This window comes from Tardiphaga sp. P9-11, assembly GCF_008329525.1.
In the GTDB taxonomy this organism is placed as follows: domain Bacteria; phylum Pseudomonadota; class Alphaproteobacteria; order Rhizobiales; family Xanthobacteraceae; genus Tardiphaga.
The window spans coordinates 1276455-1295757 of sequence record NZ_NPKQ01000002.1; the positions used below are offsets into that span (position 1 = coordinate 1276455).

Below are 19303 nucleotides of genomic sequence, written 5' to 3' on the forward strand. Positions count from 1 at the left end.
ACGGAATTGCGATCCGGCTCCCACGGCCAGAATGGAACCGTTCGGCTTGCCATGCGTAGGGGTTTGGGGCGATCATTGGAACCGGGCCGCGGCACGTTCACGCGGCAATCGGCCTTTTGATAATTGTAAGCAGAACAAGGCATCATGAATCCCGTCAAAGCACTCGAATCCCATGGTCAGGCCGTCTGGCTGGACTTCCTCGCCCGCGGCTTCGTCGCCAAAGGCGACCTCAAGAAGCTGATCGACACCGACGCCGTGAAGGGCGTGACGTCGAACCCGGCGATCTTCGAGAAGGCGATCGGAAGTTCGGACGAATATGATGCCCCGATTGCCGAGGCGCTGAAGTCAGGTGACAAGTCGCCTGCCGACCTGTTCGAGCACATCGCCGTCGAGGACATCCAGCACGCCGCCGATGTGCTGAAGCCGGTCTATGACAAGATGAAGGGCGACGATGGCTTCGTCAGCCTCGAAGTCTCGCCCTATCTCGCCAATGACACCAGGGGCACCGTCATCGAGGCCCAGCGCCTCTGGGCCAGCGTCAAGCGCCCGAACCTGATGGTGAAGGTGCCGGCGACGCCGGAGGGGCTGCCCGCGATCCAGCAACTGATCGGCGAAGGCATCAGCATCAATGTGACGCTGCTGTTCGCGCAGAAGACCTATGTCGAGGTGGCCGAGGCCTATCTCAACGGTCTCGAAAAGTATGTCGCCGGTGGCGGCGATCCCTCCCATGTGGCCAGCGTCGCCTCTTTCTTCGTCAGCCGCATCGATGCGCAGGTCGACAAGCAGCTCGACGACAAGATCGCCAAGGCCAACGATCCCTCCGAGAAGGCCCGGCTTGGGGATCTCAAGGGCAAGGTCGCCATCGCCAATGCCAAGCTGGCCTATCAGGAATATCTGACACTGTTCGCCGGGCCGCGCTGGGAGAAACTGGCCGCCAAGGGCGCCAAGCCGCAGCGGCTGCTCTGGGCCTCCACCGGCGTGAAGAGCAAGGACTATCGCGACACGCTCTATGTGGAAGAGCTGATCGGCAAGAACACCGTCAACACCGTGCCGCCCGCCACGCTGGACGCGTTCCGCGACCACGGCGAGGTGCGCGACAGCCTTGAAGAGGATGTCGAGGATGCGAAGAAGGTGCTGGCCGATCTCGCCAAAACCGGCATTTCGCTCGATGCGATCACGACCCATCTCGTCGAGGACGGCGTCAAGCTGTTCGCCGACGCGGCCGACAAGCTCTATGGCGCGGTGGCGCACAAGCGCGCCACGTCGCTGGGTAACGGGATCGGATCTCAGAAGCTGGCACTCAGCGACGGCATCACGAAGAAGGTCGAGACCTCCACCGAAGACTGGCGCGCAGCTGCTAAAATTCGCCGGCTCTGGCACAAGGACAAGTCGGTCTGGACCGGCGCGGACGAAGACAAGTGGCTGGGCTGGCTGAACAGCGTCTTTGACGAGAAGGCCAAGCTCGCCGACTACAACGACTTCGCCAAATGGGTGAAGGCAGAGGGATTCACCGACGCGGTGGTGCTCGGCATGGGCGGCTCGAGCCTGGGTCCGGAAGTGCTGGCACAGACCTTCGCCAAGGTATCGGGATTCCCGAAACTGCATGTGCTGGATTCCACCGATCCCGCCCAGGTACGCGCCATGGGCGCCGCGGTGAAGATCGCGACCACGCTGTTCATCGTCTCCAGCAAGTCCGGTGGCACCACCGAGCCGAATGTGATGAAGAACTATTTCTTCGAGGAAGTGACCAAGGCGGTCGGCGCCGACAAGGCCGGCGGCCATTTCGTCGCCGTCACCGATCCCGGCTCGTCGCTTGAGAAGGTCGCCAAGACGCAGAAATTCGCGCGCATCTTCCATGGCGATCCGACCATCGGCGGCCGCTACTCCGTGCTGTCGCCCTTCGGGCTCGTGCCCGCAGCAGCCGCAGGCGTCGACCTCACCAAACTGCTGGATCTCACGCTGTCGATGGTGCGTTCCTGCGGACCGGACGTGCCGCCCGCCGAAAATCCCGGCGTCCAGCTCGGACTCGCGATGGGCAATGCTGGTCTGGACGGCCGCGACAAGGTGACGATCCTCTCATCCAAGAAGATCGCCGATTTCGGCGCATGGGCCGAACAGCTCATCGCCGAATCCACCGGCAAGGACGGCAAGGGCCTGATCCCGATCGATGGCGAGACGCTGGGTGAGCCCTCCGTCTATGGCACCGATCGCTTCTTCATCGACCTGCGCACGTCAGGCGAAGACGACAAGGGGCATGACGACAGACTTGCGGCACTGGAGAAAGCTGGTCATCCCGTTGCGCGCATCGTGATGCCGTCCATCGACCATCTCGGCCAGGAATTCTTCCGCTTCGAGATCGCGACAGCCGTCGCGGGATCGATTTTGGGCATCAACCCGTTCAACCAGCCGGATGTCGAGGCCGCCAAGATCAAGACACGCGAGCTGACGGAAGCCTTCGAGAAGACCGGATCGCTGCCGCCGGAAACACCCGTCGTGTCGTCGAAGGACGTCGACCTCTACACCGACGACAGCAATGCCGAACTGCTGAAGAAGGCCGGTGCCAATGGCGATCTGACGTCGTGGCTGAAAGCGCATTTCCGCCGCGTGACGCCCGGCGATTACGTCGCCCTGCTCGCTTATGTCGAACGCGACGGCGCGCATATCGACACGCTGCAGCAGATGCGGATGGCGGTGCGCGACAAGAAGAAGGTCGCCACCTGCGCCGAATTCGGACCGCGCTTCCTGCACTCAACCGGTCAGGCCTACAAAGGCGGACCCGATACCGGCGTATTCCTGCAGATCACAGCTGATGATGCCAAGGATCTCGCCATCCCCGATTACCGCGCGTCGTTCGGTGTCATCAAGGCTGCACAGGCGCGTGGTGACTTCGGCGTACTCACGGATCGCAATCGCCGCGCTTTGCGCGTCCATCTCAAGGGCGATCTCAAGGCCGGACTTGCTGTTCTCGACAAGGCGATGACTGCCGCATTGAACTAAACGACGACCCGCATGGCCCGGACATTGCTTCGGGTCATGCGCAATCAATAAAGGACATCACACAATGCAGCTCGGCATGATCGGTCTCGGCCGAATGGGCGGAAATATTGTCCGCCGCCTGATGAAGAACGGTCACACCGCGGTTGTCTATGACAAGGACGCCAAGGCCGTCAGCGGCCTCGCCTCCGAAGGTGCCACCGGCGGATCGTCGCTGGAAGATTTCGTTGGGAAGCTCGACAAGCCGCGCGCGGTCTGGGTGATGCTGCCCGCCGGCAAGATCACCGAAACCACCATCGATGCGCTGACCAGGCTGCTGGAGCCCGGCGACACCATCATCGATGGCGGCAACACGTTCTGGCAGGACGACGTCCGCCGCGGCAAGGCGCTGAAGGAAAAGGGCCTGTTCTACATCGACGTCGGCACGTCGGGCGGCGTCTGGGGCATCGATCGCGGCTACTGCATGATGATCGGCGGCGACAAGACCGTGGTCGACCGGCTCGATCCGATCTTCAAGACATTGGCGCCGGGCATCGGCGACATTCCGCGCACGCCGGGCCGCGACAACCGCGATCCGCGCATCGAGAACGGCTATATCCATGCCGGCCCGGTCGGCGCCGGACACTTCGTCAAGATGGTCCATAACGGCATCGAGTACGGATTGATGCAGGCCTATGCCGAAGGCTTCGACATCATGAAGAATGCCAATATTGAGGCGCTGCCGGAGGCGCATCGCTTCGATCTCAATCTGCCCGATATCGCCGAAGTTTGGCGCCGCGGCAGCGTGATCCCGTCATGGCTGCTCGACCTCACATCATCCGCGCTGGCCAAGAACGAGACGCTTGATACTTATTCGGGCTTCGTCGAGGATTCCGGCGAAGGCCGCTGGACGGTCAATGCCGCCATCGACGAGGCTGTGCCCGCCGAAGTGCTCACGGCGGCGCTGTTTGCGCGGTTCCGGTCGCGCAAGGAACACACATTTGCAGAGAAGATTCTATCCGCGATGCGCGCCGGTTTCGGCGGCCACAAAGAGCCCGATCAGCATCCGGATCCAAAACGGCAGGACGCGCCTGATATTATCAAACCAAAGGCGTAGCCCGCATGACCGAGATACAAGCTCCAGGCCTTGCCAAATCCAAGAAGCCAGACCCTTGCGCATTCGTGATCTTCGGCGTCACCGGCGATCTCGCGCACCGGCTGGTCATCGCGGCGCTTTATAACCTGCAAGCGTCCGATCTTCTGCCGGAGAAATTCTGCGTCGTCGGCATCGCCCGCAAGGACATGACCGGCGCCGAATTGCGCGACGACCTGATGAAGGGCCTCAAGCAATATGCGACGCGCCCGGTCGATGACGCCATCGCGCAAAAACTGCTGAATTGCGTCACCTGCATCGAGGCCGATCCGAGCGATCCGGAGAGCTTTGACAAGATGCGCGACGACCTCGACAAGCTCGAGGAAGCGCGCGGCACCGGCGGCAATCGTCTGTTCTATCTGGCAACGCCGCCATCGGCCTTCGCGCCAATCGCGCGTCAACTCGGTCGCACCGGCATGCTGAAGGAAAATGGTTGCTGGCGTCGCCTTGTGGTCGAGAAGCCGTTCGGCACCGACCTCGCCTCCGCCAAAGCGCTGAACAACGAACTGCTCAGCCTGATGAACGAACAGCAGATCTACCGGATCGATCACTATCTCGGCAAGGAGACGGTGCAGAACATCCTGGTGCTGCGCTTTGCCAATGGCATGTTCGAGCCGATCTGGAATCGCAACCATATCGATCACGTGCAGATCACCGTGGACGAGAAACTCGGCGTTGGCCATCGCGGCTCGTTCTACGACGCCACCGGCGCGCTGCGCGACATGGTGCCGAACCATCTGTTTCAATTGCTATCGCTGGTGGCCATGGAACCGCCCGCGCGGTTCGAGGCCAATGCTGTGCGCTCCGAGAAAGCCGAAGTGCTCGCCGCGGTCACCACTCAGACCGAAGCCGAAGCGCTGCATAATTCGGTGCGCGCGCAATATGTCGCCGGCCATGTCGGCGATACCGACATTGGTGATTATCTGAAGACCAAGGACGTCAAGGAAGGCAGCACCACCGAGACATATGCGGCGATGAAACTGTCGATCGACAACTGGCGCTGGGCCGGCGTTCCCTTCTATCTGCGCACCGGCAAGGCCCTCGGCATCAAACGCACCGAAGTCGCGATCAAGTTCAAGCAGGCGCCCTTCGCGATGTTCCGCGACATGTCGGTGGAAAGCCTCGCGGAGAATTTCCTCGTCATCGCGGTGGAGCCGAACGAAGGCATCTCGCTGAAATTCAACACCAAGGTGCCCGGCCCTGCCGTGGAGATCGACGGCGTCGAGATGAAGTTCCGCTACAAGGACTACTTCCAGGCCGCGCCGGCGACGGGATACGAGACGCTGATCTATGACTGCATGATCGGCGACAACATCCTGTTCCAGCGCGCCGACAGCGTGGAAGCCGGCTGGCGTGCCGTGCAACCGTTCCTCGATGCCTGGAAGAAGGCCGGCAAGGACGGGCTGAAGACCTACAACGCCGGCAGCGAAGGTCCCGAAGAAGCCAACGACCTGCTCAAGCGCGACGGTCGTAGCTGGCGCGTACTGAGCTGACGTCATGGCAGCGCCCAATCGCCATATCGTCGTGGTCGAGGATGCGGCGGCTCTCGCAGAAGCCGCAGCCGAGCGGCTGATCGAGCGCATTGAAGCCAATCCCGGCCGCATCGCCATCTGCATGACCGGCGGATCGAGCCCCAAGCGGCTCTATGAGTTGCTCGCGACCGAACCCTATCGCAGCGAAATCCCCTGGGACCGCGTGCACTGGTTCATCGGCGACGACCGCTTCGTGCCGTCCGGCGATCCCAACAACAATATGACAATGGCGCGAACTGCGTTCCTCGACGCCTGCGCGCCGCCGGCGAATGTGCACGCGATCAAGACCGATGCAGCGAATCCGGATGAAGGCGCCGCGCTCTATGCGCGCGAGCTGCAGTCTTTCTACGGCACCGACAAGCTCGATCAAGCCAAACCGCTGTTCGATCTGGTACTGCTCGGCGTCGGCCCCGACGGCCACGTGGCCTCGCTGTTTCCCGGCTACCCCGCCATCGAGGTAACAGACCGCTGGGTTGTCGGCGTGCCCGAAGCCCATGTGAAGCCGTTCGTGCCGCGCGTCAGCCTGACGCTGCCGGCACTGGCCTCATGCCGCGAGATGCTGTTCCTGATGAGCGGCGAGGACAAGCGCACGATCCTGACGCGCGTGTTAAAGGGCGAGGATCTACCGGCCAACCGCGCGCGGTCGGACGGCGAAACCGTGTGGCTGTGCGACAAGGCCGCCCTGCCGGACGACGCGCGTGGCTGACACCGCGCCCAAGACTCTGGCACCCAAGACCCTGACACCCAAGGCTCTGGTGGTGATGGGCGTCTCCAGCTCGGGCAAGAGCACGATCGCGAAGGCGCTTGCTGAACGCCTCGGCTGGCGCTTCGCCGATGGCGACGATTTTCACCCGAAGGCGAATGTCGAGAAGCAGCGCCAGGGCCAGCCGCTCACCGACGACGATCGCTGGCCCTGGCTGCAGAGCATTGCCGACGAGATCAATCGCGCCACCGCGTCCGGCGAGAAAATCGTGATTGCCTGTTCTGCGCTCAAGCGCACCTATCGTGATCTGCTGTTGCACGGCCGCGACGACATTCGCATCGTCTATCTCGACGGCTCCAGGGAGTTGATCGCCAAGCGCATGGCCGCGCGGAAGAATCACTTCATGCCGCCGACGCTGCTCGACAGCCAGTTCAGGACGCTTGAAGTCCCTGACCTAGACGAGCGCCCGATCAAGGTATCCATCGATGACGATGTCGATAGCATCATCTCCGCCATCATCCGCCAACTGCCGACCTGAAGGATCAGACCATGACCAAAATCGCTCTCGTGGTGTCCGATGTCGACGGCACGCTGGTCACGCACGATAAACGCCTCACCGACAATGCCAAGGCGGCCGTGAAGAAACTGGAAGATGCCGGCATCGGCTTCACCATCACGTCGAGCCGCCCGCCCGTCGGCATGCGCTTCCTGGTGAAGCCGCTGGGGATCACGCTGCCGATCGGCCCGTTCAACGGCAGCTCCATGGTGGACGGCGACCTCAACCCCATCGTGCAGCACCTGATCCCGGAAGCTGCCACCAAGCGTGCCATTGAAGTGTTGGAAGACCACGGCGTCGATATCTGGATTTTCACCAACGATGCCTGGGTGATCAAGCGCGACGACGGCAAATATGTGCCGCATGAGCGCGACACCATCCAGCATGAGGCCGTGATGGTGGATGACTTCTCGCCCTATCTCGCCAAGGCCTGCAAGATCGTCGGCGCCAGCGCGGACTTTCCGCTGCTGGAGCGCTGCGAGGGCGTCATGCAGAAGGCGCTGGGCGATACGGCTGTCGCGGTGCGCTCGCAAAACTACTATCTCGACATTACGCCGCCCAATCAGAACAAGGGCACCTTCGTGCAGGCGATGGCGCAGCGGCTGGGCATTTCTACCGACGCCATCGCCACCATCGGCGACATGCGCAACGACCTGCCAATGTTCAAGGTGTCGGGCATGTCGATCGCCATGGGCAATGCAAGCGACGATGTGAAATCGCAGGCGACGGATGTGACGACGTCGAATGAGGAGGAAGGCTTTGCGGGCGCGGTGGAGATTATTTTGAAGGAGAACGCGGAGGGGTGAGGCGCAGGCGACAGCGGCCTCCCTCTCCCAAGCGTAGCGCAGTGGGGTCTAGCGAACGAATTCGTCCGCCATGGGTCGGCCGGTAGGCCGGGGTGGGGTGTCTCCACGAGCTCGGAGTTCGCCACGCCACCCCCACCCGACCGGCCAAGTGGCCGGCCACCCTCCCCACGCAAGCGCGGGGGGAGGGAAAAGAAAGAGCCCTACTTCGCCCGCTCCATCGCCGGCTTCTCCTGCGGACGCTTCGCACTATCGATATTCTGCGCCACCGCGATCAGCGCGATATGGGTCAGCGCCTGCGGAAAATTTCCGGTCTGGCGTTTCACCAGCGGGTCATATTCTTCCGCCAATAGCCCGACATCGTTGGCAATAGACACCACACGTTCGAACAATTCTTCGGCCTTGGCGAGCTCACCCATCTTGATATAGGCCTCGGCCAGCCACAAACTGCAGGCGAGAAACGCGCCTTCGATGGGCTGGATCTCGTCGGTCACCTCGCGCGGATCGTGGCGCAGCACGAAGCCGTCGCGCATCATGTGCTTCTCGATCGCGGCGATAGTGCCCTTCACGCGTGGGTCTGACGCCGGAAGGAAGCCAACCAGCGGCAGCAGCAGGATGCTGGCATCGAGCACGTCCGAGCCATAGGATTCCACGAAGGTGTTTTCGCGGGGGTCATAGCCCTTCTCGCAGACATCGTGATGAATCTCGTCGCGCAGCTTGCGCCACGCCTCGAGCGGCCCCTCCAGCCCGAATTTCTCGGCGCTCTTGATGGCACGATCGAACGCCACCCAGCACATCATCTTGGAGAACACGTAGTGCTTGCCGTTGCCGCGTCGCTCCCAGATGCCGTGATCCGGCCGCTGCCAGACCGCTGTCAGATGTTCGAGAATTTCGCATTCGACCGCCCAGGTGTCGCCATCGAGTTCGAGATTGGCGACGCGGGTCTGATAGAATGAATCGATCAGCTCGCCGTAGACATCGAGCTGCAGCTGCGCATGGGCGGCGTTGCCGACGCGCACGGGCAGCGCGCCGCCATAGCCCGGCAGCCAGTCGGCCTCCCATTCCAGCAGGCGGCGCTGGCCCATGATGCCATACATGATTTGCATTTCGGCGGGCGAGCCGGCAACGGCGCGCAGCAGCCAGTTGTGCCAGTCGCGCGCTTCTTCGGTATAGCCGCTGTTCATCAGCACCAGCAGCGTAAAGGTCGCGTCGCGGACCCAGCAGAAGCGATAGTCCCAGTTTCTGCTGCCGCCGAGCTTTTCCGGCAGCGATGTGGTGGGCGCCGCGACGATGCCGCCGGATGGCGCATAGGTCAGCGCCTTTAGCGTGATGAGCGAGCGCATCACGAGATCGCGGTGGTGGCCTTTGTAGGTGCAGCGGCCGCTCCACTCCGACCAGAATTCGACGGTATCCCGCAGGGCATGGTCAGGATTGATCGGCGCCGGCAGTTTGAGATGCGAAGGACCATAGGTCAGCACGAAGGGGACGCTATCGCCGGCCTTGATGTCGAACTCGGCCACCGTGGTCATGTTCTCGCCATGGGTCTCGATGGGCGAACGCAGCACCGTCATGTCCGGCCCGCAGATCGCGAGCAGCGCGCCGTCTTCCGCGCGTCTGACCCATGGGATGTTGTTGCCGAAGCCGAAGCGGATGATCAATTCCATCCGCATCTTCACGGTGCCATGGTCGCCGCGAACGATGCGCACGATGTCGGAAGCGGCACCGCGCGGCGGCATGAAGTCGATCAGTGTGATCGCGCCGTCGGCCGTTACCAGACGCGTTTCGAGGATCAGTGTATCGCCCTGATATCGACGTTCGCATTTGATGATTTCGGCGGCGGGCTTGATCAGCCAGCGGCCGTGTTCCTTGGTGCCGAGGATCGCGGCGAAACATGCATCGGAATCGAAGGCCGGCCAGCAGAGCCAGTCGATGGAGCCGTCGCGGTTGACCAGAGCGGCGGTCTCGCAATCTCCGATCAGCGCATAATCTTCGATATTGCTGAACAATGACTTTCTGCCCGATCAATCAATTAGGAAGTAACTGGCCTCCGGTCGGCTGTGGCGTGTTTCAGTGCCGCGAGATCGATGGCCTTGGTCATCTTGTCGACCGCGACCGGAAGCCGCTGTCGCCAGTTTGGATGCTCATTGATCGTGCCAGGAATATTCGGCTGATCGATCACACCCAACAGGTCTTCCAACGCCACGGCCAGCAAACGGGTCCGCGTACGCGCGAGAAAGTGAGCGACGGCATGGAAATCCTCGGTCTCGATGCCCTGCGCTCGCAGCGCCTCGCCGAGCATCTGCAGCGCATAGCGGCGGGCGTCGTCGCTCTCGCCGGGATCGATGCCGAGCGAACGCTTCAGCTGCAGATCGTGCAGGCTGCGCCAGCCGGCATAGGTCGGCAGATCGTGGGTGTTGAAGGTCACCAGCGCATTCGGCTGGTAATAATCGACGCCGCGGAACGCATAGCGTTCATCGCGCTCGAACATCATCACCAGATACGACCAGATGCCCCAGGATGCGAGATGATCGCGGAAGCCATCCGGCACGGTGCCGAGGTCCTCACCGATCACCACGCAGCGATTGGCGACGCTCTCCTGCGCCGTCACGGCCAGCAGCGCTTCCAGCGGCATCCTTACATAGGCGCCGTTATCGGCGTCGTAGCCATGCGGCACGACGTAAAGGCGATTGAGGCCGAGCACATGATCGAGGCGAACCGCGCCAGCATAGCGCATCGAGGCGCGCAGCATGTCCTTGAATGGCGCGAAGCCCTGCACTTCCAGGCCTGCGGCATTAAAGCCGGCAAGACCCCAGTTCTGTCCGGCGGGTTGCAGCGCATCGGGCGGCGCGCCGACGGAGAGATGACGCGAGATCGCGATCTGCTCGTTCCAGGCATCGAAGCCGCCGGACTGCACGCCGACGGCGACGTCGAGATAGAGGCCGACGGGCATGCTGAGCTTCGTCGTCAAATCGAAGCACGCCTTGAGCTGCAGGTCGGCATTCCACTGCACGTATTCGATATAAGCGACTTCCTTGCCGTCCGGCCCGGCGCGGAAGGCCTCGCAGGTCGCATCATCGGGCAGCAGCCATTCCGACGGCCAGTCCCACCATGCGGTCTGTTGCTGATGGCGCAGCACCTCGAAACAGGCAAAGCGCGTCAGCAGCGGCGCACGCTCGGCGCGGAATGCGGCAAAAGCCTTCTGACGTTCTGAACCTGGGTCCGCGCAGAATGCGTCGAAGGCCGCACGCATCGCCTTCGACTTGGCGGCCGCGATATCCACGTAGTCGACGAATTGGCTCGCGCGCAGATCCGCAAGTCTGTTGCCGCAGTCACCTGCGGCATATTCGGGCAGCGCCTCGACGTCGATATAGAGCGGGTTGAGAAACAGCCGGCTGTTCGGCGAATACGGGCTGCATTCGGCCGGCCGGTCGTCGAACAGCGCATGCAGCGGATTGAGGCCGACGCCGCCTGCGCCGATATCGGCGGCTAGTCTGATCAGGGTCTGCAGATCGGTGAAATCGCCGATGCCCCAATTGCGCTCCGAACGCACGCCATAGAGCTGAACGGCCAGTATCCAGGACCGATCGAAGGTGCCGGGGAACGCCTTGGACGGCGCGACGATGAATGGCGCTTCGTCGGGAAATTTCCTGGCGTCCACCAGTCTGAGCCTGTGCACGCCGACCGGCAGATCGCGCGGCCACGCGATCTCGCGCCCCTCCGTCGTTCCTTCGGCGATAACCTTAATCCCGTCGAGGATTTTCCAGCCAAGAGGGAAAGTGGCAGCCTCATTGAGGACCGTGCGGGCGGCCGCGCCGGCCCGGACCACGACCGGACTCTCCACAAAACGGTGCGGCGTGCGCACCGGCATGGCGTCCAGAATGATCTTCAGGGCCGCTTCGCTCGTGGTGTGCCACTGGCCCTGACCGTCATGAAAACCGGTCTGGATTCCGAGTTCGGCAGCTTTAGTGAAAAGGTCCATTCGGCACGCTGTTTGCAGAGCAACAATCGAAAGTTGCTGGGAAATTTCTGAATTTGCGGAAGAGGATAGCCGATTTCAACGCGTCGATCTAAGCTGAGTTCCACGGGGAACCAAACCCCTGTCACGGGGCTTTGTATATGATCGCACCGTCTCTTTTTGAACAATCGAACAGGGACGACACCTCATGTTGATGGCATCACCGTGAACAAAACATCCCAAATCGTGGACACCGCCGGCATCGGCGGCGCATTCCATATCGAAAACATCTATCCGATCATCGATGCTGGCCGTTTTCCGGTCAAACGCATCGTGGGCGAACCTGTCGCCGTCTATGCCGACCTGTACCGCGATGGTCACGAGATCATCGCCGCGGCCATCGTCTGGCGCCGCGAGCAGGACCGCGAGTGGAATCGGGTCCCGATGACCCTGGAGGTCAATGACCGCTGGGGCGGTTCATTCATCCCCGATGGCATCGGACGCTATGTCTATGCGATCGAGGCCTGGACCGACGAATTCGCGACCTGGCGCCACGGCTTCGAGCTGAAGCTGAAGGCCGGACAGGATGTCACGCTGGATGCGCTCGAAGGCGCCGGCCTGATGACCAAGGCGCAGAATGGCGGACCCGAGGCTTCTGCGCTCATCGTCAAGCAATGCGAGAATTTCCTGCAGACCGGCGACAATGAGCCGCTGCTCTCACCTGAACTGCGCACCGCCATGGCCGAAGCGCAGTTACGCCCGGACATGACGCGCTCGCCGCTGTTGCCGCTGATGATCGACCGCCCCCGTGCCCGCAACGGCGCGTGGTATGAGATGGTGCCGCGCAGCCAGAGCACGGTGCCCGGCCAGCATGGCACGTTCCGCGATTGTATTGCCCGCCTGCCCGACGTGCAGGCGATGGGCTTCGACGTGCTGTATTTCACGCCGATTCATCCCATCGGCAAGACCAACCGCAAGGGCAAGAACAATTCACTGACGTCCGAGCCCGGCGATGTCGGCAGCCCCTATGCCATCGGCGGCGCCGAAGGCGGCCATGACGCGATTCATCCTGAACTCGGCACCATGGAGGATTTCCATGCGCTGATCGCTGCGTGCGAGGAGCACGCTCTGGAAGTCGCGATCGACGTCGCCGTGCAGTGCTCGCCGGATCATCCGTGGGTCGAGGAGCATCCGGACTGGTTCAAGCGCCGGCCCGACGGCTCGATGAAATATGCCGAGAACCCGCCGAAGAAATACGAAGACATCCACAACCCCGACTTCGACTGCGAAGACGCTGGATCGCTGTGGAATGCGCTGCGCGACATGCTGCTGTTCTGGTGCAACCAGGGCGTAAGGATCTTCCGCATCGACAATCCGCACACCAAGCCGCTGCGGTTCTGGGAATGGGCGATCCACGAGGTGCAGTTGAAGCATCCGGATGCGCTGTTTCTGGCGGAGGCCTTCACGCGTCCGAAGCTGATGAAGGGCCTCGCCAAGCTCGGCTTCTCGCAGAGCTACACCTATTTCACCTGGCGCACCGCGAAATGGGAGATCGAGCAGTATCTCAACGAACTGTGCGGCTATCCCGAGCGCGAATTCTATCGCCCCAACTTCTTCGTCAACACGCCGGACATCCTGCCCTATCACCTGCAATCCGGTGAAGCCTGGATGTTCAAGGCGCGGGTGGCACTGGCCGCCGCGCTTTCGTCGACCTATGGCATCTATAACGGCTTCGAACTGCTCGAACACGAGGCCATTCCGGGCAAAGAGGAATATCTGAACTCGGAGAAATACGAGATCAAGACCCGCGACTGGAATGCGCCGGGCAATATCAAGGCCTATATCACTGCACTGAACCATGCGCGCCGCGCCAACCCGGCACTGCAGCAGACATCGAACCTGCGCTTCATGCCGGTCGAGAACGACAACATCATCGGCTTTGTCAAGGAGTCGGTGGATGGCACCAATACGGTCGCCGGCGCCATCGCGCTGTCGCGCGACGCTTACGAATTCTGGTTGCCCATCGACACGCAGGTGATGGTCGATGGCGAGCGGCGCAATGTTGCCGCCATCGAGAACATCATTACCGGCGAGCGCCATGGCGTCGAATGGGGCGGCATCCGCCTGCGTCTCGATCCCCAACGCGACCCCGCCATCTTCTTCCTTTGCCTCGCCTGAAAGCGTTGACATGAACGTAATGACCGATATCGACGTCAAAGCGAAACAGCGTGCTGAGGAGATCGACAAGCTCTGGTACAAAGACACGATCATCTACCAGCTGCACGTGAAGACCTTTGCCGACAGCAACAATGATGGCATCGGCGATTTCGCGGGCCTGACCGAAAAACTGGATTACCTGCAGGATCTCGGCGTCACCACCCTGTGGCTGATGCCATTCTATCCCTCGCCGGGCCGCGACGATGGCTATGATATCGCCGACTACGGCACCATCCATCCCGACTTCGGCACGATGAAGGACTTCAAGCGCTTCATCCATGAAGCCAAGCGCCGCGGCCTGCGTGTGATTACCGAACTCGTCATCAATCACACATCGGACCAGCACGACTGGTTCAAGCGCGCTCGACGCAGCCCGGCAGGCTCATCCGCGCGCAACTGGTATGTCTGGAGCGACACCGACCAGAAGTACGACGGCACCCGGATCATCTTCACCGATACCGAGAAGTCGAACTGGACCTGGGATCCGGAAGCCAAGGCCTATTACTGGCACCGCTTCTTCTCGCATCAGCCGGATCTGAATTTCGACAATCCGCGCGTAGTCTCGGCAGTGGTGCAGGTGATGAAGCGCTGGCTGGATGCCGGCGTCGACGGATTCCGTCTGGACGCGATCCCCTATCTGGTCGAGCGCGACGGCACCAACAACGAGAACCTGCCGGAGACACACAAGGTCATCAAGCATCTGCGCGCCGAGCTCGACGCCTATGCGCCGGGCAAATTATTACTCGCCGAAGCCAATCAGTGGCCGGAGGACGTGCAGGAGTATTTCGGCGACAGCGACGAATGCCAGATGGCCTATCACTTCCCGCTGATGCCGCGCATCTATATGGCGCTCGCGCAGGAAGACCGTTTCCCGATCACCGACATCATGCGCCAGACGCCGGATATTCCATCCGACTGCCAATGGGCCATGTTCCTGCGCAATCACGACGAGCTGACGCTGGAAATGGTCACCGACGTCGAGCGCGACTATCTGTGGTCGACCTATGCGAACGATCCGCGTGCGCGCATCAATGTCGGCATTCGCCGCCGCCTGGCGCCCTTGATGGACAACGATCGCCGCAAGATCGAGCTGCTGGATTCACTGTTGCTGTCGTTCCCCGGTACGCCGATCATCTATTACGGCGACGAGATTGGCATGGGCGACAATATCTATCTCGGCGATCGCAACGGCGTGCGCACACCGATGCAATGGGCACCGGACCGCAATGGCGGCTTCTCGCGCGCCGATCCCGCGCGGCTTTATGCACCGCCGATCATGGATCCGATCTACGGTTACGAGTCCGTGAACGTGGAGGCGCAGTCGCGCAGCCTGTCGTCGCTGCTATCGGCGACCAAGCGCCTCATTGCTGTCAGGAAATCAACGCTCGCTTTCGGCCGCGGCACCATGATCTTCATCCGCCCCGACAACCGTTCCGTTCTCGCTTATGTACGCCAACTCGGCGACGAAGCGATCCTCTGCGTCGCCAACCTGTCGCGCGCCGCGCAGGCCACCGAACTCGACCTGTCGCCGTGGAAGGAACGCGTGCCGCTGGAAATGCTCGGCCGCACCAAATTTCCGCCGATCGGCGACCTGCCTTACATGATTACGCTGGCGCCTTACGGTTTCTACTGGTTCCAGTTGCAGTTGCGCGATGTCTCCGAACATTCGCAGCCGCCGGTGGTGCCGGAATTCGAAACGCTCGTGGTGCCGCTCGGCTCGACCTGGATGACTCTCGCCCGCACGCGTGGTGTGTTCGAACGCGACGTGCTGCCCTCCTTCCTGGCGCGCAGCCGCTGGTATCCGGAGCGACAGCAAAAGGCGATCCAGCCCGTGCTCACCGGAGCCATCCCGTTCTGCGAGATCGGCGACAACCGCCCATGGCTGGCGTTCTTCGAAACCACGCAGCGCAATGTGGCGACGCGCTATCTGCTGCCCATGCAGATCGAGTGGACCCGCTTCGACCGCGAACGCTACAATCCGAAAGCCTTTGCCGCGGTTCGTCAGGGCGCGCGCGAAGGTACCCTGCTCGATGTTGCCACCGACCACATCTTCATTGCGCTGCTGTTGCACAATTTGCGAATTTCACTGACCGTCGAAGAAGAGGGCAACCGGCTGGAGTTCCGGCCGACCGCGAAGCTTGCTGAAAAACCTGCTGCGCCGCTGGAGAATATCCGTGCGGTCGAGACCGAACAATCCAACAGCACTGCACTGGTCGACAACGATTATGTTGTGAAGATCTATCGCAAGCTGCAGGCCGGCATCAATCCGGAGATCGAAGTCAGCCGGTTCCTGACGGATATCGCCGGATTCGCCAATACGCCGGCTTTGCTTGGCAGCGTCGAACTGGTTGAGGGCGATCAGCGCACAGCCGTCGCCATCGTGCATGCCTTTGTGCAGAATCAGGGCGATGCCTGGACGGTGACATCGGCCTATCTCGACCGTTTTGCCGATGAGCAGCGTCTGCTGGCGGTGGATGACCACGCGCCGCACAGTGAAGAGCAGGTACCGTATCTGCTCTATATGTCGCAGACTGGCCGCCGCGTCGCCGAGATGCAGATGGCGCTGGCCAGCCGCGACGACATCCCGGATTTCAAGCCGGAGCCGACGTCACCTGACGATATCAGGCTCTGGATCAACGAAATCGTCGCGCGTGCGGAGCCGGTATTTAGCGCGCTCGCCCAACGTCGCAATGCTGCGAGGGATTCGGATCGCGCGCTGATCGATCAGGTGCTGGAATTGCGCCACGGCTTGCGGGGGTGGCTGACTGAGCTGCTGCCGGAGAATACCGACGGACTGAAGATCCGCCATCATGGAGATTTCCATCTCGGCCAGATGCTGATCGTCAAGGATGATATCTTCATCATCGACTTCGAGGGCGAGCCGCGCCGGTCGATTGCCGACCGCCGCCGCAAGGCGCCCGCTGCACGCGATATCGCCGGACTCATCCGCTCGATCGACTATTCAGCCACGGCGGCGCTCGAACGCGCGCTCAGGGTTACATCTGATGACACCGGCAAGCTTGCCGCGGCGCTCGATGCCTGGCGGGAACGCGCCACATCGTCCTTCGTTGACGCCTATCGCGAGACCATGACCGACAAGCGATTGTGGCCTGCCGATCAGACTGCTGCGACGAGCATGCTGAATTTCTTTCTCATCGAGAAAGCGCTCTACGAAATCGAATACGAACTTGCGCATAGGCCAGATTGGCTGCGCGTGCCACTGACTGGCATCCTGCGCATTCTGAACCAGTATTCTGAGGAGGTCGTATGACCAATTTGCCCGCGGAGGCTTACGCAATCGTCGAAGGCCGCCACTCCGATCCATTCCACTATCTCGGCCCCCACAAGGAGGCCGACAGAACAGTCGTGCGCGCCTTCCTGCCTGAAGCCGTGAATGTCGATGCCATTGACGATCATGGCGCCACCACGGCGTTGGAGCGTGTGCATGATGCCGGCCTGTTCGTCGGTGCGCTGGCCAATGGCTCGACGAAGTATCAATTGCGGGCGCGTTACGGCGACAAGTCCGTCGATCTCGATGATCCCTATCGCTTTCCACCCATCCTGAGCGAATTCGATCTCTATTTGCTCGGTGAAGGCACGCATCAACGGCTCTATGACAAGCTTGGCGCCCATCCGATGGTACTCGAAGGCGTCAGCGGCGTTGGCTTTGTCGTGCTTGCACCGAACGCGAAACGCGTCAGCGTCGTCGGCGATTTCAATTTCTGGGATGCGCGTCGCCATCCGATGCGCGTGCGCGGCCCCGGCTGCTGGGAATTGTTCGTCCCCGGCGCGACGCCCGGCGATCACTACAAGTTCGATATCATCGGCCCGCATGGCCAGTTGACGCAGAAATCCGACCCGATGGCCTTCGCCGCGGAGCTACGCCCCTCCACGGCCTCGATCGTGCTCGACGAAACCAGGATTCCGCATCCACGCCCGGCGCCCACCGACGTCAATGCGCTGAACAAGCCGATGTCGATCTATGAAGTGCATCTCGGTTCATGGCGCCGCAAGGGCGACAATGAGTGGCTGACCTATCGCGATCTCGCGGAGACGCTGCCGCGCTATGTCCGCGACCTCGGCTTCACCCATGTGGAATTCCTGCCCGTCAACGAGCATCCGTTTGACGGCTCCTGGGGTTATCAGCCGACCGGCATGTATGCGCCGACCAGCCGTTTCGGCACGCCGACAGAATTCGCATTGCTGATCGACGCTTGCCACGCCGAAGGGCTCGGCGTGCTGCTCGACTGGGTGCCGGGCCACTTCCCCGACGATCCGCACGGCCTCGGCAATTTCGACGGCACAGCCCTTTATGAACACGCCAACCCGCTGCAGGGCCGGCATATGGACTGGGGCACGCTGATCTACAATTACGGCCGTACGGAAGTCGTGAACTTCCTCGTCTCCAACGCGCTGTTCTGGCTCGAGCGCTACAACATCGATGGTCTCCGCGTTGATGCTGTGGCCTCGATGCTGTATCTCGATTACAGCCGCGAAGCCGGCGCCTGGATTCCGAACAAATATGGTGGCCGCGAGAATATCGAGGCGATCAGCTTCCTGCGCCGCTTCAACACCGAGGTGTTCGCAAAATTTCCGCATGCCACCACGGCCGCGGAGGAATCCACTGCATGGCCGCAGGTGTCACGCCCGGTCGAATTCGGCGGCCTCGGTTTCGGCTACAAGTGGAACATGGGCTGGATGCATGACACGCTGAATTACATCAGCAAGGATCCGATCTATCGCAAGTACCAGCACAACGACATTCTGTTCGGGCTGCAATACGCCTTCTCGGAAAATTTCGTGTTGCCACTATCGCATGACGAGGTGGTGCATGGTAAGCGATCGATTTTAGGCCGCATGCCCGGCGACGACTGGCAGCGGTTCGCCAATTTGCGTGCGTATTACGCCTTCATGTTCGGGCATCCCGGCAAGAAGCTGATGTTCATGGGCTGCGAGTTCGCCCAGGAACGCGAGTGGAATCACGACACGTCACTGGACTGGCACCTGCTGGAACAGGACAAGCATGCCGGCATCCATTCACTGATCCGCGATCTCAACGAGCTGTATCGCAACCAACCGGCGCTGCATGAGCTCGACTGCGATCCAGCGGGCTTCGAATGGATGATCACCGACGACGCCGGCAACAACGTCTTCGCGTGGCTGCGCAAAGGCACCAATCCGCGCGCGCAATGTCTCGTGGTCGTGAATTTCTCGCCGAACGTCTATCACAATTACCGCGTCCGCGTGCCGTTCACAGGCACATGGCGCGAGATCTTGAATTCCGACGCCGCGCATTACGGCGGCAGCAATGTCGGAAATTCGGGCGAAGTCATTGCAACAGGACTTGTGCCCGAACTCAGTCTGACCATTCCACCGCTAGCCGCACTCTTTCTCGTACCGGAATTCTAGAG

The 19303-nt window shown here is 61.6% G+C and carries 11 protein-coding genes; 9 read left to right on the plus strand and 2 right to left on the minus strand.

The features are described 5' to 3' along the window. The first annotated feature begins 144 nt into the window (after window positions 1–144). The 6 genes from CIW50_RS12385 (at window position 145) to CIW50_RS12410 (ending at window position 7723) form a co-directional block, all read left to right on the plus strand. On the plus strand, window positions 145–2997 hold the full coding sequence (locus CIW50_RS12385; RefSeq protein ID WP_149531484.1) for a bifunctional transaldolase/phosoglucose isomerase: 2853 nt from the start codon (window positions 145–147) through the stop codon (window positions 2995–2997). Window positions 2998–3061: 64 nt separating this feature from the next. Then, complete coding sequence (gnd, locus tag CIW50_RS12390) at window positions 3062–4090, plus strand: phosphogluconate dehydrogenase (NAD(+)-dependent, decarboxylating) (protein WP_149531485.1); 1029 nt, start codon at window positions 3062–3064, stop codon at window positions 4088–4090. A gap of 5 nt (window positions 4091–4095) precedes the next feature. Then, the gene (gene zwf, locus CIW50_RS12395) at window positions 4096–5619 is read left to right on the plus strand and encodes a glucose-6-phosphate dehydrogenase (RefSeq protein ID WP_149531486.1); all 1524 of its coding nucleotides are present in this window, start codon (window positions 4096–4098) and stop codon (window positions 5617–5619) included. A gap of 4 nt (window positions 5620–5623) precedes the next feature. Then, window positions 5624–6364 carry a 6-phosphogluconolactonase gene (gene pgl / locus CIW50_RS12400; protein WP_149531487.1) on the plus strand — a complete coding sequence of 247 codons (741 nt, stop codon included), beginning with the start codon at window positions 5624–5626 and terminating at the stop codon, window positions 6362–6364. Between the two features lie 55 nt (window positions 6365–6419). After that, window positions 6420–6899 (plus strand): gluconokinase, encoded by a 480-nt coding sequence (locus CIW50_RS12405; RefSeq protein ID WP_149531624.1) that lies wholly within the window; start codon window positions 6420–6422, stop codon window positions 6897–6899. Between the two features lie 11 nt (window positions 6900–6910). Then, window positions 6911–7723: a Cof-type HAD-IIB family hydrolase gene (locus tag CIW50_RS12410; protein WP_149531488.1), complete on the plus strand. Its 813-nt coding sequence runs from the start codon at window positions 6911–6913 to the stop codon at window positions 7721–7723. A 200-nt stretch (window positions 7724–7923) separates the two neighbouring features. Here CIW50_RS12410 and CIW50_RS12415 read toward each other — a convergent pair whose 3' ends face one another. Next, on the minus strand, window positions 7924–9726 hold the full coding sequence (locus tag CIW50_RS12415) for a glycoside hydrolase family 15 protein (RefSeq protein ID WP_149531489.1): 1803 nt from the start codon (window positions 9724–9726) through the stop codon (window positions 7924–7926). A gap of 23 nt (window positions 9727–9749) precedes the next feature. Next, window positions 9750–11699 carry a 4-alpha-glucanotransferase gene (gene malQ / locus CIW50_RS12420; protein WP_149531490.1) on the minus strand — a complete coding sequence of 650 codons (1950 nt, stop codon included), beginning with the start codon at window positions 11697–11699 and terminating at the stop codon, window positions 9750–9752. A 201-nt stretch (window positions 11700–11900) separates the two neighbouring features. On the opposite strand from malQ, the gene CIW50_RS12425 reads away from it, so the two are divergent. Genes CIW50_RS12425 through glgB form a run of 3 tightly spaced genes read left to right on the plus strand, consistent with a single transcriptional unit; the run spans window position 11901 to window position 19301 of the window. Then, on the plus strand, window positions 11901–13853 hold the full coding sequence (locus CIW50_RS12425) for an alpha-1,4-glucan--maltose-1-phosphate maltosyltransferase (protein ID WP_149531491.1): 1953 nt from the start codon (window positions 11901–11903) through the stop codon (window positions 13851–13853). A 10-nt stretch (window positions 13854–13863) separates the two neighbouring features. After that, window positions 13864–17163: a maltose alpha-D-glucosyltransferase gene (treS, locus tag CIW50_RS12430; protein WP_149531492.1), complete on the plus strand. Its 3300-nt coding sequence runs from the start codon at window positions 13864–13866 to the stop codon at window positions 17161–17163. After that, the gene (gene glgB / locus CIW50_RS12435; RefSeq protein WP_149531493.1) at window positions 17160–19301 is read left to right on the plus strand and encodes a 1,4-alpha-glucan branching protein GlgB; all 2142 of its coding nucleotides are present in this window, start codon (window positions 17160–17162) and stop codon (window positions 19299–19301) included. Before treS ends, glgB begins: the two co-directional genes overlap by 4 nt. The last annotated feature ends 2 nt before the right edge of the window (window positions 19302–19303 follow it).

Excerpts from the sequence above, each read along its gene's own strand:
- CIW50_RS12385 (WP_149531484.1), top strand. The coding sequence starts at position 145 with ATGAATCCCGTCAAAGCACTCGAATCCCATGGTCAGGCCGTCTGGCTG.
- gnd (WP_149531485.1), top strand. The coding sequence starts at position 3,062 with ATGCAGCTCGGCATGATCGGTCTCGGCCGAATGGGCGGAAATATTGTC.
- zwf (WP_149531486.1), top strand. The coding sequence starts at position 4,096 with ATGACCGAGATACAAGCTCCAGGCCTTGCCAAATCCAAGAAGCCAGAC.
- pgl (WP_149531487.1), top strand. The coding sequence starts at position 5,624 with ATGGCAGCGCCCAATCGCCATATCGTCGTGGTCGAGGATGCGGCGGCT.
- CIW50_RS12405 (WP_149531624.1), top strand. The coding sequence starts at position 6,420 with ATGGGCGTCTCCAGCTCGGGCAAGAGCACGATCGCGAAGGCGCTTGCT.
- CIW50_RS12410 (WP_149531488.1), top strand. The coding sequence starts at position 6,911 with ATGACCAAAATCGCTCTCGTGGTGTCCGATGTCGACGGCACGCTGGTC.
- malQ (WP_149531490.1), bottom strand. The coding sequence starts at position 11,699 with ATGGACCTTTTCACTAAAGCTGCCGAACTCGGAATCCAGACCGGTTTT.
- treS (WP_149531492.1), top strand. The coding sequence starts at position 13,864 with ATGAACGTAATGACCGATATCGACGTCAAAGCGAAACAGCGTGCTGAG.
- glgB (WP_149531493.1), top strand. The coding sequence starts at position 17,160 with ATGACCAATTTGCCCGCGGAGGCTTACGCAATCGTCGAAGGCCGCCAC.